This is a genomic window from Streptococcus mitis (assembly GCF_026782895.1).
GTDB lineage: Bacteria > Bacillota > Bacilli > Lactobacillales > Streptococcaceae > Streptococcus > Streptococcus mitis_CB.
Genome location: NZ_JAKUXJ010000001.1, coordinates 195,687 through 211,082 on the forward strand (window position 1 = coordinate 195,687; position 15,396 = coordinate 211,082).

The following is a 15,396-nucleotide window of genomic DNA, read 5'->3' on the forward strand; positions in this document are numbered from 1 at the left end:
TAGAGGTGTCAGATGGCAGTATCTCTAAATGATATTAAAACAAAAATCGCCTCAACAAAAAATACGAGTCAAATCACAAATGCCATGCAGATGGTATCAGCTGCTAAGCTAGGTCGTTCTGAAGAAGCTGCTCGCAACTTCCAAGTTTATGCTCAGAAAGTTCGTAAACTTTTGACGGATATTCTTCATGGGAATGGAGCTGGTAGTTCAACCAATCCGATGTTGATTAGCCGTCCAGTTAAGAAGACAGGCTATATCGTCATTACATCAGACCGAGGTTTGGTTGGAGGTTATAATTCTTCTATTTTGAAAGCCGTTATGGAGCTGAAAGAAGAATACCATCCAGATGGTCAAGGTTTTGAAATGATCTGTATTGGTGGAATGGGAGCTGATTTCTTTAAAGCTCGCGGTATTCAACCACTTTATGAACTACGTGGCTTGGCAGATCAACCAAGTTTTGATGAAGTTCGTAAGATTATTTCAAAAACTGTTGAAATGTATCAAAATGAGCTCTTTGATGAGCTTTATGTCTGCTACAACCACCATGTCAATACGCTAACCAGTCAAATGCGTGTGGAACAAATGCTTCCGATTGTTGACTTAGATCCAAATGAAGCGGATGACAGTTACAGCTTGACCTTTGAATTGGAAACTAGCCGAGAAGAAATTTTGGAGCAGTTGTTGCCTCAGTTTGCAGAAAGTATGATTTATGGTGCTATTATCGATGCTAAGACAGCTGAAAATGCTGCGGGTATGACAGCCATGCAAACAGCGACAGATAATGCTAAGAAAGTCATTAATGATTTGACAATTCAGTATAACCGTGCCAGACAGGCGGCGATTACACAAGAAATTACAGAAATCGTAGCAGGAGCTAGTGCCTTAGAATAGGCACTAGTCCAGCTCGTATGAAAATGAACTTAGGACCTAGTTGAGCTAGGAACCGACAGTATCTTATATAGAATAGGAGAAGGAGATGAGTTCAGGTAAAATTGCTCAGGTTATCGGTCCCGTTGTAGACGTCTTGTTTGCAGCAGGGGAAGAACTTCCTGAGATTAACAATGCACTTGTCGTCTACAAAAATGACGAAAGAAAAACAAAAATCGTCCTTGAAGTAGCCTTGGAGTTGGGAGATGGTATGGTCCGTACTATCGCCATGGAATCAACAGATGGTTTGACTCGTGGAATGGAAGTATTGGACACAGGTCGTCCAATCTCTGTGCCAGTAGGTAAAGAAACTTTGGGACGTGTCTTCAATGTTTTGGGAGATACCATTGACTTGGAAGCTCCTTTTACAGAAGATGCAGAGCGTCAGCCAATTCATAAAAAAGCTCCAACTTTTGATGAGTTGTCTACCTCTTCTGAAATCCTTGAAACAGGGATTAAGGTTATCGACCTTCTTGCCCCTTACCTTAAAGGTGGTAAAGTTGGACTTTTCGGTGGTGCCGGAGTTGGTAAAACCGTCTTAATTCAAGAATTGATTCACAACATTGCCCAAGAACACGGTGGTATTTCAGTATTTACCGGTGTTGGGGAACGTACTCGTGAAGGGAACGACCTTTACTGGGAAATGAAAGAATCAGGCGTTATCGAGAAAACAGCCATGGTATTTGGTCAGATGAATGAGCCACCTGGAGCACGTATGCGTGTTGCCCTTACTGGTTTGACAATCGCTGAATACTTCCGTGATGTAGAAGGCCAAGACGTGCTTCTCTTTATCGATAATATCTTCCGTTTCACTCAGGCTGGTTCAGAAGTATCTGCCCTTTTGGGTCGTATGCCATCAGCCGTTGGTTACCAACCAACACTTGCTACGGAAATGGGTCAATTGCAAGAGCGTATCACATCAACCAAGAAGGGGTCTGTAACCTCTATCCAGGCTATCTATGTGCCAGCGGATGACTATACTGACCCAGCGCCAGCAACAGCTTTCGCTCACTTGGATTCAACAACCAACTTGGAACGTAAGTTGGTACAATTGGGTATCTACCCAGCCGTTGATCCACTTGCTTCAAGCTCACGTGCCTTGGCACCTGAAATCGTTGGAGAAGAGCACTATGCAGTTGCTGCTGAAGTAAAACGTGTCCTTCAACGTTACCATGAGTTGCAAGATATCATTGCTATCCTTGGTATGGATGAGCTTTCTGATGAAGAAAAGACTTTGGTTGCTCGTGCCCGTCGTATCCAGTTCTTCTTGTCACAAAACTTCAACGTTGCGGAACAATTTACTGGTCAGCCTGGTTCTTATGTTCCAGTTGCTGAAACTGTACGTGGCTTTAAGGAAATCCTTGATGGTAAACATGACCACTTGCCAGAAGATGCCTTCCGTGGTGTAGGTTCTATCGAAGATGTAATTGCAAAAGCTGAAAAAATGGGATTTTAAGAGGTGATCTATGGCTCAGTTAACTGTCCAGATCGTGACACCAGATGGTCTCGTCTATGATCACCATGCCAGCTATGTATCGGTTCGAACTCTGGATGGTGAGATGGGGATCTTGCCACGACATGAAAATATGATTGCGGTTTTAGCAGTTGATGAAGTAAAGGTAAAACGTATTGATGATGAAGAACACGTGAACTGGATTGCAGTAAACGGAGGCGTTATTGAAGTTGCTAATGGCGTTATCACAATTGTTGCTGACTCTGCAGAACGTGCTCGTGATATCGACGTTAGTCGTGCAGAACGTGCCAAACTTCGAGCAGAGCGTGAAATTGAAGAAGCACAAGACAAACACTTGATTGACCAAGAACGTCGTGCTAAGATTGCTTTGCAACGTGCCATTAACCGTATTAATGTCGGAAATAGACTATAAGAAAAAAATGAACTTGAGTTACCAAGTTCATTTTTTATGTTTTCTTAAGGGGCAAAACTGATGCAGACTGCTTCTGGGACATGGAAGTCATTAGAAAGTTCTGCTAGACGACCAGTTTCAGGATTGCGTTTAAAGACGGTTGCATTGTCAGAGTCCTGATGGACAGCAATGACAAATTCTTGGTCTGGTGTCAAATCAAAATCACGTGGAGTCTGACCATGTGTCGGAACGATTTCTAACAACTCTAAGCTACCGTCCGCAAGGATTGTATATACTGCGATAGAATCATGGCCACGGTTAGAGGCGTAGAGGTACTTCCCATCTTTAGAGAGACGAATAGCAGCAGTACCATTAAAGCCTTTATAACCGTCTGGTAGAGTTGAAATGACTTGCATGCGTTCAAATTCGCCAACACCATCGTAGATTAGAACCTCGATAGTGCTATTGAGTTCACAAATGAGATAAGCGATTTTATAATGGTTATGGAAAATAATATGGCGTGAGCCTGCTCCTGGCTGGCTATGATAAGTATAGAGCTTAGATAATTTTCCTTCTGGATCAAGATCATAAGTAATTACTTGGTCAGTACCCAAGTCGCAGGTCACTAGATAGTGGTCAGGTGTTAAATCTGTATAGTGAACATGTGGAGAAGCTTGATTTTCATGTGGACCTTGGCCACTGTGTTGATCAACATCACTAAGTAGAAGACGACCATCTTCCTGACGTTTATAAACAAGGACCTGTCCCTTGTGGTAGTTTGCTGCGTAAACCAAATCACGCTCTTCATCAACGGCAACATAACAGTGGGGGGCTCCCTCTTCAACGACGTGATTTAATAAGGTGCCATTAGTTTGATAGGCTGCAATTCCACCCTTATCGTCTTGACTACCAACAGTGTATAAATGTTGATGCTGGTCAAAGGCAAGGTAGGTCGGACTTGGTTCAGCTGCAAAAAGTTCTAGATTTGAAAGCAGACCAGTTTCTGTATCAAAGTCTGCCATGTAAATCCCTTGGGAAGTACGACGTGTATAAGTTCCAAAATAAACAGTTTCTTTCATTACTATACCTCTGTGTAAAGATAAGACTATTATATCACAAAAACAAGCCAATTAAAGACATCCAATTAGATGTAAGCACTTTAAAAAAATAATTGATTGTTTTTTAAAAAAATATAATAACATTGAGATTGTTTTCCTTACTTTTCTTCTTAAAAGTGCTATAATGAATTCATAAAATGTTTAAAGGAGTCCTTACTATGAAAAAACGAGTTTTTTTAGCGACTGGAATTGCAGTTTTGTCTACTGCCGTTCTAGCAGCGTGTTCATCTGGTAATGGTAATAAGGATGCTACTAAGCCAGTGACTTATGCTTATGTGTTTACATCAGATCCTTCGACTCTGGATTATACAGTTTCTGGCAATGTCAGCACTAAACAGATTACAGGTAATGTTATTGACGGTTTACTTGAAAATGACCAATATGGAAATTTAGTTCCATCAGTTGCAGAAGATTGGACTATTTCTAAGGATGGTCTGACCTACACCTATAAAATCCGTCAGGGTGTCAAGTGGTATACCAATGAGGGAGAAGAGTATGGGGAAGTTAAGGCTCAGGATTTTGTAACTGGTCTTAAGCATGCGGCTGATAAGAAATCACAGGCTCTTTATCTTGTACAGGATTCTATCAAAGGATTGGATGACTATGTAAATGGGAAAACAACAGATTTCTCAACCGTAGGCGTGAAAGCAACAGATGATTATACTGTTGTTTATACTTTGAACCATCCAGAATCTTTCTGGAATTCAAAAACAACAATGGGAGTCCTTGCTCCCGTGAGTGGAGATTTTTTGGCATCTAAAGGAGATGATTTTGGTAAGGCCACTGATGTAACGAGTATACTATACAATGGGGCATATCTTCTTAAGGGGCTTACTTCGAAATCTTCTATCGAAATGACCAAAAACCAAAATTACTGGGATAAGCAAAATGTCTTTATTGATGATATCAAGTTATCCTTCTTTGATGGTCAAGATGCAGACTCTCTAGGACGTGGTTTTGATGAGGGACATTATCCAGCTGCTCCACTCTTTAAAAACTCTGCCAACTATGAACGTCTAAAAGAAAAATACAAGGATAATATTGTATATGGTCAACAAAGAGGTGGCGTATTCTATATGTCTATTAATATTGATCGTGTGTCATACAATCATACTGCTAAAACAAGTGATGTAGAAAAATCCTCTACTAAGAAAGCACTTTTAAACAAAGATTTCCGTCAAGCCTTGGCATTTGCTGCAGATCGTAAAGCAGCTGTTTCTCAAGTGTTTGGAGATGAAGTAGCGCCTCGTAAATTACGTACAAGTTTTACTCCTCCAACATTTGTACAAGTAGGAGATCAAACATTTGGTCAAGTTACTAAGACAGAATTAGATAAATTGGATAGCGTTTGGAAAGATGTTAGTCTTGATGATGCCCAAGATTCGCTTCATAACGTAGACAAAGCTAAAGCTAAGTTTGAAGCTGCAAAGAAAACTCTTCAAGCTGATGGAGTACAGTTCCCGATTCATCTAGATCTTCCAGTTTCATCGACTCAGACAGATTTTATTCATCAAGCTCAGTCTTATAAACAATCAATTGAAGAAGCACTGGGCTCTGAAAATGTGGCTGTGGATATTCAACAGGTTTCTGATGATGAATTGGGAAATATGACTGTTCTAGCAACATCAAATAATAATGTTGATTGGGATATTAATGTTAATAGTGGTTGGAGTCCAGACTTTGCGGATCCATCGACTTATCTAGATGTATTTGATCCAACTTCAGGTCCAAGTCTCCTCAGTTCTCTTGGTGTGGCACCAGGAACAGACAATCCAGTCGTTAAAACAGTTGGATTGGATAAATACAAAGAATTGATTGATGATGCAAACAGTGAAAAAACAGATTTGCAAAAACGTTATTCTAAATATGCTAAGGCTCAAGCTTGGTTAACAGATAGTGCTCTGGTTATTCCTGTACACTCAGACGGTGCCCAAATGTTAGTAACGAAGAAAGTATTAGGTAGTGGTGCTGATGGTTGGATTGGTGACAAAACAGGAGATAACAGTTATAAATATCTTAAACTCCAAGATAAGATTGTCACTTCCAAAGAAATGGATGAGTTCCGCAAGAAATTTGCTGATGAAAAAGCCAAATCCAATGCTGATTATCAGAAGAACTTAGACCGTCATATTCAAGACTAATCGAATCTCCTCTTTTGAGGAGATTTTTTATGTCGCGGTCTCCATGTAAGCACTTTAAAAAAGAGTTATTTTGTTTCAAAAATGGTATAATGGGAGAACAATAGAAAGGAAGTATTTATGGATCAAAAAGAGAAACATTTTAGCCTGTCTTGGTTTTTCAAGTGGTTTTTAGATAACAAGGCCATTACGGTATTCTTAGTAACTTTATTATTAGGACTGAATCTTTTTATTTTAAGCAAGATTAGTTTTCTATTTTCACCTGTTTTAGACTTTTTGGCAGTTGTGATGTTGCCAGTCATTCTATCTGGTTTGCTATATTATTTATTAAATCCTATTGTTGATTGGATGGAGAAGCATAAAATCAATCGTGTTATAGCGATTAGTATTGTCTTTGTCATCATTGCTCTCTTTATCATTTGGGGATTGGCAGTAGCCATTCCAAATCTGCAACGTCAGGTTTTAAGTTTTGCAAGGAATGTTCCAGTCTACCTGGAAGATGCTGATCGTGTTATTGATGATTTGGTAACCAAGCGTTTGCCAGATGATTTTAGACCTCAGTTAGAGCAAGTTTTGACAAACTTCTCAAGTCAGGCTACAGTTTGGGCAAGTAAGGTTTCATCTCAGGCAGTCAACTGGGTGAGTGCCTTTATTAGCGGGGCATCTCAAGTGATTGTTGCCTTGATTATTGTTCCTTTCATGCTCTTTTATCTCTTGCGTGATGGGAAAGGATTGCGTCACTATTTGACTCAATTCATGCCAACGAAATTGAAGGAACCTGTAGGACAAGTTTTATCAGATGTGAATCAGCAGTTGTCTAACTATGTTAGAGGGCAAGTAACAGTAGCTATTATTGTTGCGGTAATGTTTATGATTTTCTTCAAGATTATTGGTCTACGCTATGCAGTTACGTTGGGGGTTACTGCTGGTATTTTAAATCTGATTCCTTATTTGGGTAGCTTCTTAGCCATGCTTCCTGCCCTAGTATTGGGCTTGATTGCTGGGCCAGTCATGCTTTTGAAAGTTGTGATTGTCTTTATCGTAGAACAAACTATTGAAGGCCGTTTTGTCTCTCCATTGATTTTGGGAAGTCAATTAAACATCCATCCCATTAATGTTCTCTTTGTTTTGTTAACTTCAGGATCCATGTTTGGTATCTGGGGAGTCTTGCTCGGTATTCCAGTTTATGCCTCTGCTAAGGTTGTCATTTCAGCCATTTTCGAATGGTACAAGGTAGTCAGTGGTCTATATGAACTAGAGGGAGAGGAAGTCAAGAGTGAACAATAGTCAACAGATGTTACAGGCTTTGGAAGAGCAAGATTTAGTTAAGGCAGAACATTATTTCGTCAAAGCTTTAGAAAATGATCCAAGTGACCTTCTGTATGAGTTAGCTACTTATCTTGAAGGAATTGGTTTTTATCCTCAGGCAAAGGAAATTTACCTGAAAATTGTAGAAAATTTTCCAGAGGTTAATCTTAATCTAGCAGCTATTGCTAGCGAGGATGGTCAAATCGAAGAAGCCTTTGCTTATCTTGAGGAAATCCAAGCTGACAGTGACTGGTATGTTTCTGCTTTGGCTCTGAAGGCAGACCTTTACCAGTTGGAAGGTTTGACAGATGTGGCGCGTGAGAAACTTCTGGAGGCCTTGACTTACTCAGAAGATCCTCTCTTGATATTGGGCTTGGCAGAGTTGGATAGTGAGTTGGAAAATTACCAAGAAGCTATTCAAGGCTATGCCCAGTTAGATAATCGTACTATTTATGAGCAAACAGGCATTTCTACCTATCAACGAATTGGCTTTGCCTATGCTCAGTTAGGGAAATTTGAAACAGCTATAGAGTTTTTAGAAAAAGCCCTGGAGTTAGAATACGATGACCTAACAGCTTTTGAGTTGGCCAGTCTTTACTTTGATCAAGAAGAATACCAAAAAGCTGTCCTCTACTTTAAGCAACTTGATACCATTTCACCTGATTTTGAAGGATATGAGTATGGTTACAGTCAGGCCTTACATAAGGAACATCAAGTTCAAGAAGCCCTGCGTATCGCTAAGCAAGGCTTAGAGAAAAATCCCTTTGAAACTCGCCTCTTGCTAGCTGCTTCACAATTCTCTTATGAATTGCATGATGCCAGTGGTGCAGAAAACTACCTCCTTACTGCAAAAGAAGACGCTGATGATACGGAAGAAATCTTACTCCGTCTAGCTACTATTTATCTAGAACAGGAACGTTATGAGGACATTCTAGACTTGCAAAATGATGAGCCAGAGAATCTTTTGACCAAGTGGATGATTGCTCGTTCCTATCAAGAAATGGACGATTTGGATACTGCCTACGAGCATTACCAAGAATTAGTAGGAGATTTGAAGGACAATCCAGAGTTTCTGGAACACTATATCTATCTCTTGCGTGAATTGGGCTACTTTGAGGAAGCAAAAGTCAATGCTCAAACTTACTTAAAACTAGTTCCAGATGATGTGCAAATGCAAGAACTATTTGAGAGATTGTAAGAATATATTTTTAAAAACTGTATCTAATCATTTTTGATAGATATAGTTTTTCTTTTTTAAAAAGAATTTTTTTACAAAAATTCTTGGTTATTTTGTTTATTTATGCTATAATAGGAACAATTATTTTTAGGAGGTGCAGTATGTCTTATTTGTTTGAGATATTACCGAGTTTATTGAGCGGTGCAAGCATGACTTTGCAGGTTTTTGCACTGGTCTTGATTTTTTCTATTCCCTTGGGCGTTTTGATTGCCTTTGCCTTGCAAGTCCATTGGAAGCCCCTCCATCATTTGATTAATATTTATATTTGGATTATGCGAGGCACACCCTTGCTCTTGCAATTGATTTTTATTTATTATGTGCTGCCAAGTATTGGGATTCGTTTGGACCGTCTTCCTGCGGCTATCATTGCCTTTGTGTTGAATTATGCGGCTTACTTTGCTGAAATCTTCCGTGGAGGGATTGATACCATTCCTAACGGTCAATATGAGGCTGCTAAGGTCTTGAAATTCAGTCCTTTTGCCACAGTACGCTATATTATCTTGCCCCAAGTGACCAAGATTGTTCTTCCTAGTGTCTTTAATGAAGTCATGAGTTTGGTCAAGGATACCTCTCTGGTTTATGCTCTAGGTATTTCAGACCTTATCTTGGCTAGTCGAACGGCTGCAAACCGTGATGCTAGTCTGGTTCCAATGTTCTTGGCAGGAGCCATTTACTTGATTTTGATTGGTATTGTGACCATTTTTGCCAAAAAAGTTGAGAAGAAGTACAGTTACTATAGATAGGAGGCTGCCATGTTAGAATTACGAAATATCAATAAAGGCTTTGATGAAAAGCAAATTTTGTCCAATTTCAGTCTAAATATTCCCGAAAAGCAAATCCTGGCTATCGTAGGACCTTCTGGTGGAGGTAAGACAACCCTCTTGCGCATGCTTGCAGGTCTGGAAACTATTGATTCAGGGCAAATCTTTTATAATGGAGAACCTTTAGAACTGGATGAATTGGAGAAGCGGAATTTACTGGGATTTGTATTCCAAGATTTTCAACTTTTTCCTCATTTATCAGTTCTAGATAATTTGACCTTATCGCCCGTAAAAACAATGGGAATGAAGCAGGAAGAAGCTGAGAAGAAGGCGCGTGGACTCCTGGAACAGTTAGGACTGTCAGGGCACGCAGACGCCTATCCATTCTCACTATCAGGTGGGCAAAAGCAACGGGTAGCCTTGGCGCGTGCTATGATGATTGACCCAGAAATCATAGGTTATGATGAGCCGACTTCTGCCCTGGATCCAGAATTGCGCTTGGAAGTGGAAAAACTAATCTTGCAAAATAGGGAACTTGGGATGACGCAGATTGTGGTTACCCACGATTTACAATTCGCTGAAAATATCGCAGATCAGATTCTCAAGGTTGAGCCCAAGTAGGAGGTGCCAATGACTAATAAGAAAATTGCTTTAGTATTGGTTTCTATCCTGACTCTCTTTTTAACGGCTTGTACTCAGAAGGCTAGCGATCCAAAGCAGGATAACTGGGATAAATATCAAGAGCAGGGGACCATTACTATTGGTTTTGACAATACCTTTGTACCCATGGGTTTTGAAGAAAAGAATGGCCAATATACAGGCTTTGATATTGACTTAGCACAAGCTGTCTCAGAAAAATTAGGTTTCAAGATTCAATTTCAGCCAATTGACTGGGATATGAAGGAGACGGAACTGCAAAATGGAACTATTGATGCCATCTGGAATGGGTATTCTGCCACTGATGAACGCCGAGAGAAGGTTGCTTTTAGCATTCCATACATGGAAAATCAGCAAGTTCTGGTTGCGAAGAAAAACCAGCAGATCCATTCAGTAGAGGATATGAAGGATAAGACCTTGGGAGCCCAAGCAGGATCCTCTGGTTATCTAGACTTTGAAGCGCAGCCAGATTTATTGAAAAATCGTGTTAAAGACCAGAAAGTCAATCAATATCAGAGTTTTAATGAGGCCTTGATTGACTTGAAAAATGATCGGATTGATGCCTTGTTGATTGACCGAGTGTATGCTAATTACTACCTCCAGTCTGAGGGGATATTAAATGACTACAATGTCTTTTCAGCAGGATTTGAAAGTGAATCTTTTGCGGTCGGAGTTAGACCTGCTGACAAAAGATTACTACAAGCTTTAAACCAAGCCTTTATCGCACTACACCAAGAAGGAAAGTTCCAAGAGATTAGCCAAAAATGGTTTGGTGCTGACGTGGCAACAAAAGAAGTGAAAAGTAGAGATTGAGTGTTTCCTCAATCTCTTTTTGCATCAAAAAATCCCCTGACAAGAGCCAGAGGATAAGAGTATTATTTCATTGTTGGGAAGAGCAATACATCACGGATAGTGGTTGTATCAGTGAGGAGCATGCAGAGACGGTCGATACCGATTCCCAAACCACCTGTTGGTGGCATACCGTATTCAAGAGCTTCAATGTAGTCATAGTCGATGCCTGTCGCTTCATCATCACCAAGTTCTTTGGCTTTAGCTTGGGCTTCAAAACGGCTAAGTTGGTCGATTGGGTCGTTCAACTCAGTAAAGGCATTACCGTACTCCTTAGTCATGATGAAGAGCTCGAAACGGTCAGTAAAGCGTTCGTCTTCAGGATTTTTCTTAGCTAGTGGAGATACAGCTACTGGATGTCCATAGACAAAGGTTGGTTGGATTAAGGTTTCTTCAACAAACTCTTCAAAGAAGGCATTGATGATGTGGCCAACTTCAGTGTAGTGTTTCTCAACTGGAACTTTCTTCTCAGCAGCGATAGCTTTGGCTTCCTCGAAAGTCATGTCTTGCCAGAAATCGACACCAGTAATTTCTTTGATAGCATCCACCATATGAACACGTTTAAATGGTTCGTTAATCTTGATTTCAGTACCTTGATAGTTGACTGGACCATCGCCTTTGACTGATTTAGCAGCGTGTTGGATAATGCCTTCCGTCAAGTCCATGATATCTTGGAAGTCTGCATAAGCTTGGTAAACTTCGATAGAAGTGAACTCAGGGTTATGAGTAGCGTCCATTCCTTCGTTACGGAAGATACGGCCAATTTCGTAGACGCGTTCCATACCACCGACGATAAGGCGTTTCAAGTGAAGCTCAGTTGCGATACGAAGCACCATATCAATGTTTTGGGCATTGTGGTGGGTGATAAATGGACGGGCTGCCGCACCACCAGCTTCGTTGTGAAGAACAGGTGTTTCCACTTCAAGGAAACCTTTTTGATCAAGGTAACGACGGATTTCAGAAATGATTTTTGAACGAGTGACAAAGCGCTCAAAGCTTTCACGGTTAGAAATCAAGTCAAGGTAACGTTTACGGTAAATTGTTTCAACGTCTGTCAAACCGTGGAATTTCTCAGGGAGTGGGCGAAGTGCTTTAGACAAGTGAGTGATGTGAGTCGCCTTGATAGAGAGTTCTCCCATATCTGTACGCATCACTTCACCTTCGACACCAAGGAAGTCACCAAGGTCTGCTTTTTTGAAGATTTCATAGTTTTCTTCACCGACAGCATCCTTACGAACGTAAATCTGGATTTGACCTTCGCGGTCTTGAAGGTGGGCAAAACCTACTTTACCTTTACCACGTTTGGTTACCAAGCGTCCTGCGATAGTAGCTGTTTCGTTTTTATCATGTAATTGTTCTTTATCGAGGTCGGCATATTTATCTTTTAATTCTTGTGAATTTGCAGTGCGTTCAAAGCGTTTTCCGAAAGGATCAATTCCTTGTTCACGGAGTGCAGCCATTTTTTCACGGCGAACGATCTGCTGGTCATTTAGTTCTTCCATATGTTCTGTTGACATGGGATCCTCCTAGTTTTACTCAAAATTGAATACGATGAGTCATTTTTTGCGATACTCCCATTTTATCATAAATAGCCAAGAAATTCACGGATAATCTTTCAAAACTAAAAAGAACTTGACGCTAAAATCAAGTTCTGTTATTGATAGGAAGTATCATTCCAAGTATCGAGAGTAAATGTTTCAAAATCATGGGTTTCTAGAATGGTTAGGCTGGCATTTGCTAGACCACCATCTTTACGAAGAAGTGGTTCTTTATAACCTAGAAGAGTACGAAGACTGGCAGTAAGATTGGCACCGTGACCGACAATTAGAATACGCTCAGCTGGACTATCTTTTAATGATTTGATAAATTGGATGGTCCGTTGCGTGGTACTATAGAGGGATTCGGCTCCAAACATTTGAGTGTCAAATTGAGCAAGGTTAGATCGGAAAGCTTTGATTTGTTGTGGGTAAATAGCTTCCAAGGTTGCAATTTTCAAACCTTCCAACTTCCCCAGCTGCCATTCACGGAGATTAGGAACACTTTCTAAAGGACAGGGCGTTTTGAGTTGACTTTGGATAATCTCGGCAGATTTGACCGCTCGAGGTAAATCACTTGAATAAATCTGATCGAACGGAACATCCTTAAGATATTGGCCAAGTTGTTTTAGGGTTTCAATGGATTCAGGAAGAAGGGGAGAATCTCCACTAGCACCTTGAAAGCGTCCTTCTTGGTTCCAGACTGTACGCCCGTGGCGGACAAAGTAGAGTTTCATTACTTGCTGTCCTCCAAAATATCTGCAAAGTCGGCCTTTACAAAGCTGGCCAATTCTTGCGGTGCGACGATAATGCTGTGACCAACTTCGCCTGCAGAGACAATCATTTGATCCAAGTCTAGAGCAATCCTATCGATAAAAATGGGATAATTGTGTTTCTGACGAATACCGACAGGATTATTGGCTCCATGAATGTAACCAGTTGTTTTTTCCAAGTCCTTTTGTGGAATCATGCTCACTTTTTTATTGCCAGAAATTTTGGCTAGTTTCTTTTCAGACAAGTGTTGGGTGATAGGGACAATTCCGATAATCGGTCCGGTTTTATCTCCCAAAAGCGCCAAGGTTTTGAAAATCTGATCTCGTTCATAACCTTGAGGAAGTTCTCCTTCTAGGGCATTGATTTGAATCCCCTGATGTGGGATACCTGCTTTAGACAGGATTTGTTCCACCAATGTTTTTTTGATTTTAACTTTTTTTGCCATTATTTATACTTATCCTCCAATTGGCTCATCCAAATACCAAGCCAGATTCCCAGTGCAAAGAAGAAGGCAATGATGACATACCCAACAAGAGAAATACCGGTGTACTGGATACTTTCAGCATTTCCTGCGTTTGGAATCAAGATCAAAAGGGTACTTGAAAGGACGATACCGATGATGAAATGATAGACACGTGAGTGGTAGTTGTTTAAGGCATAATCCATCAATTTTGAAAAAATGATGAGAGTTGCACCTGCACCGATTCCAATCGGGAAGAAGGTTCCCAAGAGGTCAAAGGTTTTAAAACCAGTCAACATAGGAGCGTAGAGTCCCAAAATCAAAAGTAGGTTTGATGGACTGAGGCCAGGAACTAATACGCCAAGAGCCAGCAGTGCACCTGCTAGGACGAAATTAAGAAAGCTGGCGCTCAAGGTTCCAACGACAAAATTTAAGGCATAGAGTCCTAATCCAGAAATGATAAAGGTTATCCAGAACCAAGCTAAATCAATCTTGTCTCGGTCAGATTCTCGAGTTGATTCTTTGAGGAGGCTAGGAACCGTACCAATGATGGCACCTGCAAAGCTCCATAAGACAAAGACTTGATAATTTTCAAGCAGGTATTCAATCGGGTAGGAAAATAAGCCGATTCCCAGAAGCATACCGATGGCAACTGGAATAAAGTACAAAACATTTTCTTTAAAGTCCTTAAAGGGATGGGCCAGAAAACCAATCATTCGTTCATAGATTCCTAAGATTGCTGCTAGAACCCCTCCAGAAATCCCCGGTAGAATAAATCCAAGAGCAATGATAATCCCTTTAATAACACGTGCTAACCATGAGAGCATATTGTTCCTCCAACTATTTCTATATTTCAAAAAATCCTTACTATATTGTATCACAATCAAACACAAAAAGAAAAAGCAAATGATAAACAAATGCTTTTAAGGTTTTAAAAAGAGTTTTCTAAAGGTTTCTTCTTTGTTTTTTAAGGAAGAGATGACGTTGATATCCAAATCGTGGTCAAAGCCAGCAATTTTTCCTTTAGAAGTGTACTGGTGAATGTCGTAATCTAAATCAGTCTTAGGAGTTGCTTCGTAAAATCCTGAGTCAGACCCATAGGAAGGAATCCAAACAGAGGTAAACTTGTCTGTATCAATACTGTGTTCTTCCATGAAGTAGACTCCGACGTAGATTCCAATATTTTTAGCACCCAGTGATTCAAGCTTTGCTCGGAAGGCTTCAACACCTTCGTTCATATTGGACATGGTTTTTTCTTCCACATCTAGCCAATAGTAGCTAGGGCTGTACGGCGATGAAGCGTTATAAAAAACTTCAGCAGCCTTTTCCATTTCTTGGATATTTTTTCCAGCTACATAGGCATAGACACCAACTGGGACATTTCGTTTTTGGAACTCAGTGATATGGGTTTTAAAGGCTTTATCTACTCCATTAACAAAGGAAGCATCGTTTTCTTTTAAAGACTGAGCACCACTATGGACGCGAACGATAGCTCCAGAAATGTTTTGAGACAGAGTATCGTAATTTATTTCCTCAGGACGTTGCCAACCAGAAACATCAATCACCGGTTTATCTATATTATGTAGCGCTTGCGTTTCTACTTGCGCGATATTTGACTTTGTTTTTACAGGATGGTCCTCAAAACGAGGGCGATTCAGGATTAAAATGAAAATCATAATCCCAAAAAAACCAAATAAAATAAGCGGATTAATTTTCTTTCTCATATCTCATAATTTTACCTTAAAAATGAGAAAAAATCAAAAAAAA

Annotated in this window: 15 protein-coding genes; 9 read left to right on the forward strand and 6 right to left on the reverse strand. The window is 40.2% G+C overall.

Translation table 11 applies throughout. The features are described from left to right. The first annotated feature begins 12 nt into the window (after positions 1 to 12). The 3 genes from MK480_RS00940 to MK480_RS00950 all read left to right on the forward strand — a co-directional run bounded on the left by MK480_RS00940 (position 13) and on the right by MK480_RS00950 (position 2,813). On the forward strand, positions 13 to 891 hold the full coding sequence (locus tag MK480_RS00940) for a F0F1 ATP synthase subunit gamma (RefSeq protein WP_125443079.1): 879 nt from the start codon (positions 13 to 15) through the stop codon (positions 889 to 891). A gap of 85 nt (positions 892 to 976) precedes the next feature. Beyond that, positions 977 to 2,383: a F0F1 ATP synthase subunit beta gene (atpD, locus tag MK480_RS00945; RefSeq protein WP_000094352.1), complete on the forward strand. Its 1,407-nt coding sequence runs from the start codon at positions 977 to 979 to the stop codon at positions 2,381 to 2,383. A gap of 10 nt (positions 2,384 to 2,393) precedes the next feature. After that, complete coding sequence (locus MK480_RS00950; RefSeq protein ID WP_268707066.1) at positions 2,394 to 2,813, forward strand: F0F1 ATP synthase subunit epsilon; 420 nt, start codon at positions 2,394 to 2,396, stop codon at positions 2,811 to 2,813. 44 nt (positions 2,814 to 2,857) lie between these two features. Here MK480_RS00950 and MK480_RS00955 read toward each other — a convergent pair whose 3' ends face one another. Beyond that, positions 2,858 to 3,871: a lactonase family protein gene (locus MK480_RS00955; protein ID WP_049500372.1), complete on the reverse strand. Its 1,014-nt coding sequence runs from the start codon at positions 3,869 to 3,871 to the stop codon at positions 2,858 to 2,860. 197 nt (positions 3,872 to 4,068) lie between these two features. Here MK480_RS00955 and MK480_RS00960 point away from each other — a divergent pair, with 197 nt between their 5' ends. The 6 genes from MK480_RS00960 (at position 4,069) to MK480_RS00985 (ending at position 10,824) form a co-directional block, all read left to right on the forward strand. Then, a complete protein-coding gene (locus MK480_RS00960) occupies positions 4,069 to 6,051 on the forward strand; it encodes a peptide ABC transporter substrate-binding protein (protein ID WP_268707067.1) in 1,983 nt (660 codons plus the stop codon). A gap of 117 nt (positions 6,052 to 6,168) precedes the next feature. Beyond that, positions 6,169 to 7,335, forward strand: a complete 1,167-nt coding sequence (locus MK480_RS00965; RefSeq protein ID WP_268707068.1) for an AI-2E family transporter — start codon at positions 6,169 to 6,171, stop codon at positions 7,333 to 7,335. Then, positions 7,325 to 8,554 (forward strand): tetratricopeptide repeat protein, encoded by a 1,230-nt coding sequence (locus MK480_RS00970; RefSeq protein WP_268707069.1) that lies wholly within the window; start codon positions 7,325 to 7,327, stop codon positions 8,552 to 8,554. The genes MK480_RS00965 and MK480_RS00970 overlap by 11 nt, the downstream gene beginning before the upstream one ends. A gap of 140 nt (positions 8,555 to 8,694) precedes the next feature. Further along, on the forward strand, positions 8,695 to 9,336 hold the full coding sequence (locus tag MK480_RS00975; RefSeq protein WP_268707070.1) for an amino acid ABC transporter permease: 642 nt from the start codon (positions 8,695 to 8,697) through the stop codon (positions 9,334 to 9,336). Between the two features lie 9 nt (positions 9,337 to 9,345). Next, positions 9,346 to 9,975, forward strand: coding sequence for an amino acid ABC transporter ATP-binding protein (locus MK480_RS00980; protein ID WP_261082862.1), 630 nt, complete (start codon positions 9,346 to 9,348; stop codon positions 9,973 to 9,975). Between the two features lie 9 nt (positions 9,976 to 9,984). Continuing rightward, positions 9,985 to 10,824 (forward strand): amino acid ABC transporter substrate-binding protein, encoded by an 840-nt coding sequence (locus tag MK480_RS00985; protein WP_268707071.1) that lies wholly within the window; start codon positions 9,985 to 9,987, stop codon positions 10,822 to 10,824. A 62-nt stretch (positions 10,825 to 10,886) separates the two neighbouring features. Here MK480_RS00985 and lysS read toward each other — a convergent pair whose 3' ends face one another. From lysS to MK480_RS01010, 5 genes are all read right to left on the reverse strand, one after another. Then, the gene (gene lysS / locus MK480_RS00990) at positions 10,887 to 12,377 is read right to left on the reverse strand and encodes a lysine--tRNA ligase (RefSeq protein ID WP_020902752.1); all 1,491 of its coding nucleotides are present in this window, start codon (positions 12,375 to 12,377) and stop codon (positions 10,887 to 10,889) included. A 137-nt stretch (positions 12,378 to 12,514) separates the two neighbouring features. After that, positions 12,515 to 13,132: a histidine phosphatase family protein gene (locus MK480_RS00995; RefSeq protein WP_268707072.1), complete on the reverse strand. Its 618-nt coding sequence runs from the start codon at positions 13,130 to 13,132 to the stop codon at positions 12,515 to 12,517. Next, positions 13,132 to 13,614 (reverse strand): aminoacyl-tRNA deacylase, encoded by a 483-nt coding sequence (locus MK480_RS01000; RefSeq protein WP_268707073.1) that lies wholly within the window; start codon positions 13,612 to 13,614, stop codon positions 13,132 to 13,134. Before MK480_RS01000 ends, MK480_RS00995 begins: the two co-directional genes overlap by 1 nt. Continuing rightward, positions 13,614 to 14,486: a DUF368 domain-containing protein gene (locus MK480_RS01005; protein WP_326845933.1), complete on the reverse strand. Its 873-nt coding sequence runs from the start codon at positions 14,484 to 14,486 to the stop codon at positions 13,614 to 13,616. Before MK480_RS01005 ends, MK480_RS01000 begins: the two co-directional genes overlap by 1 nt. Before the next feature lie 66 nt (positions 14,487 to 14,552). Then, positions 14,553 to 15,353: a glycoside hydrolase family 25 protein gene (locus MK480_RS01010; RefSeq protein WP_268707074.1), complete on the reverse strand. Its 801-nt coding sequence runs from the start codon at positions 15,351 to 15,353 to the stop codon at positions 14,553 to 14,555. Positions 15,354 to 15,396: the final 43 nt, after the last annotated feature.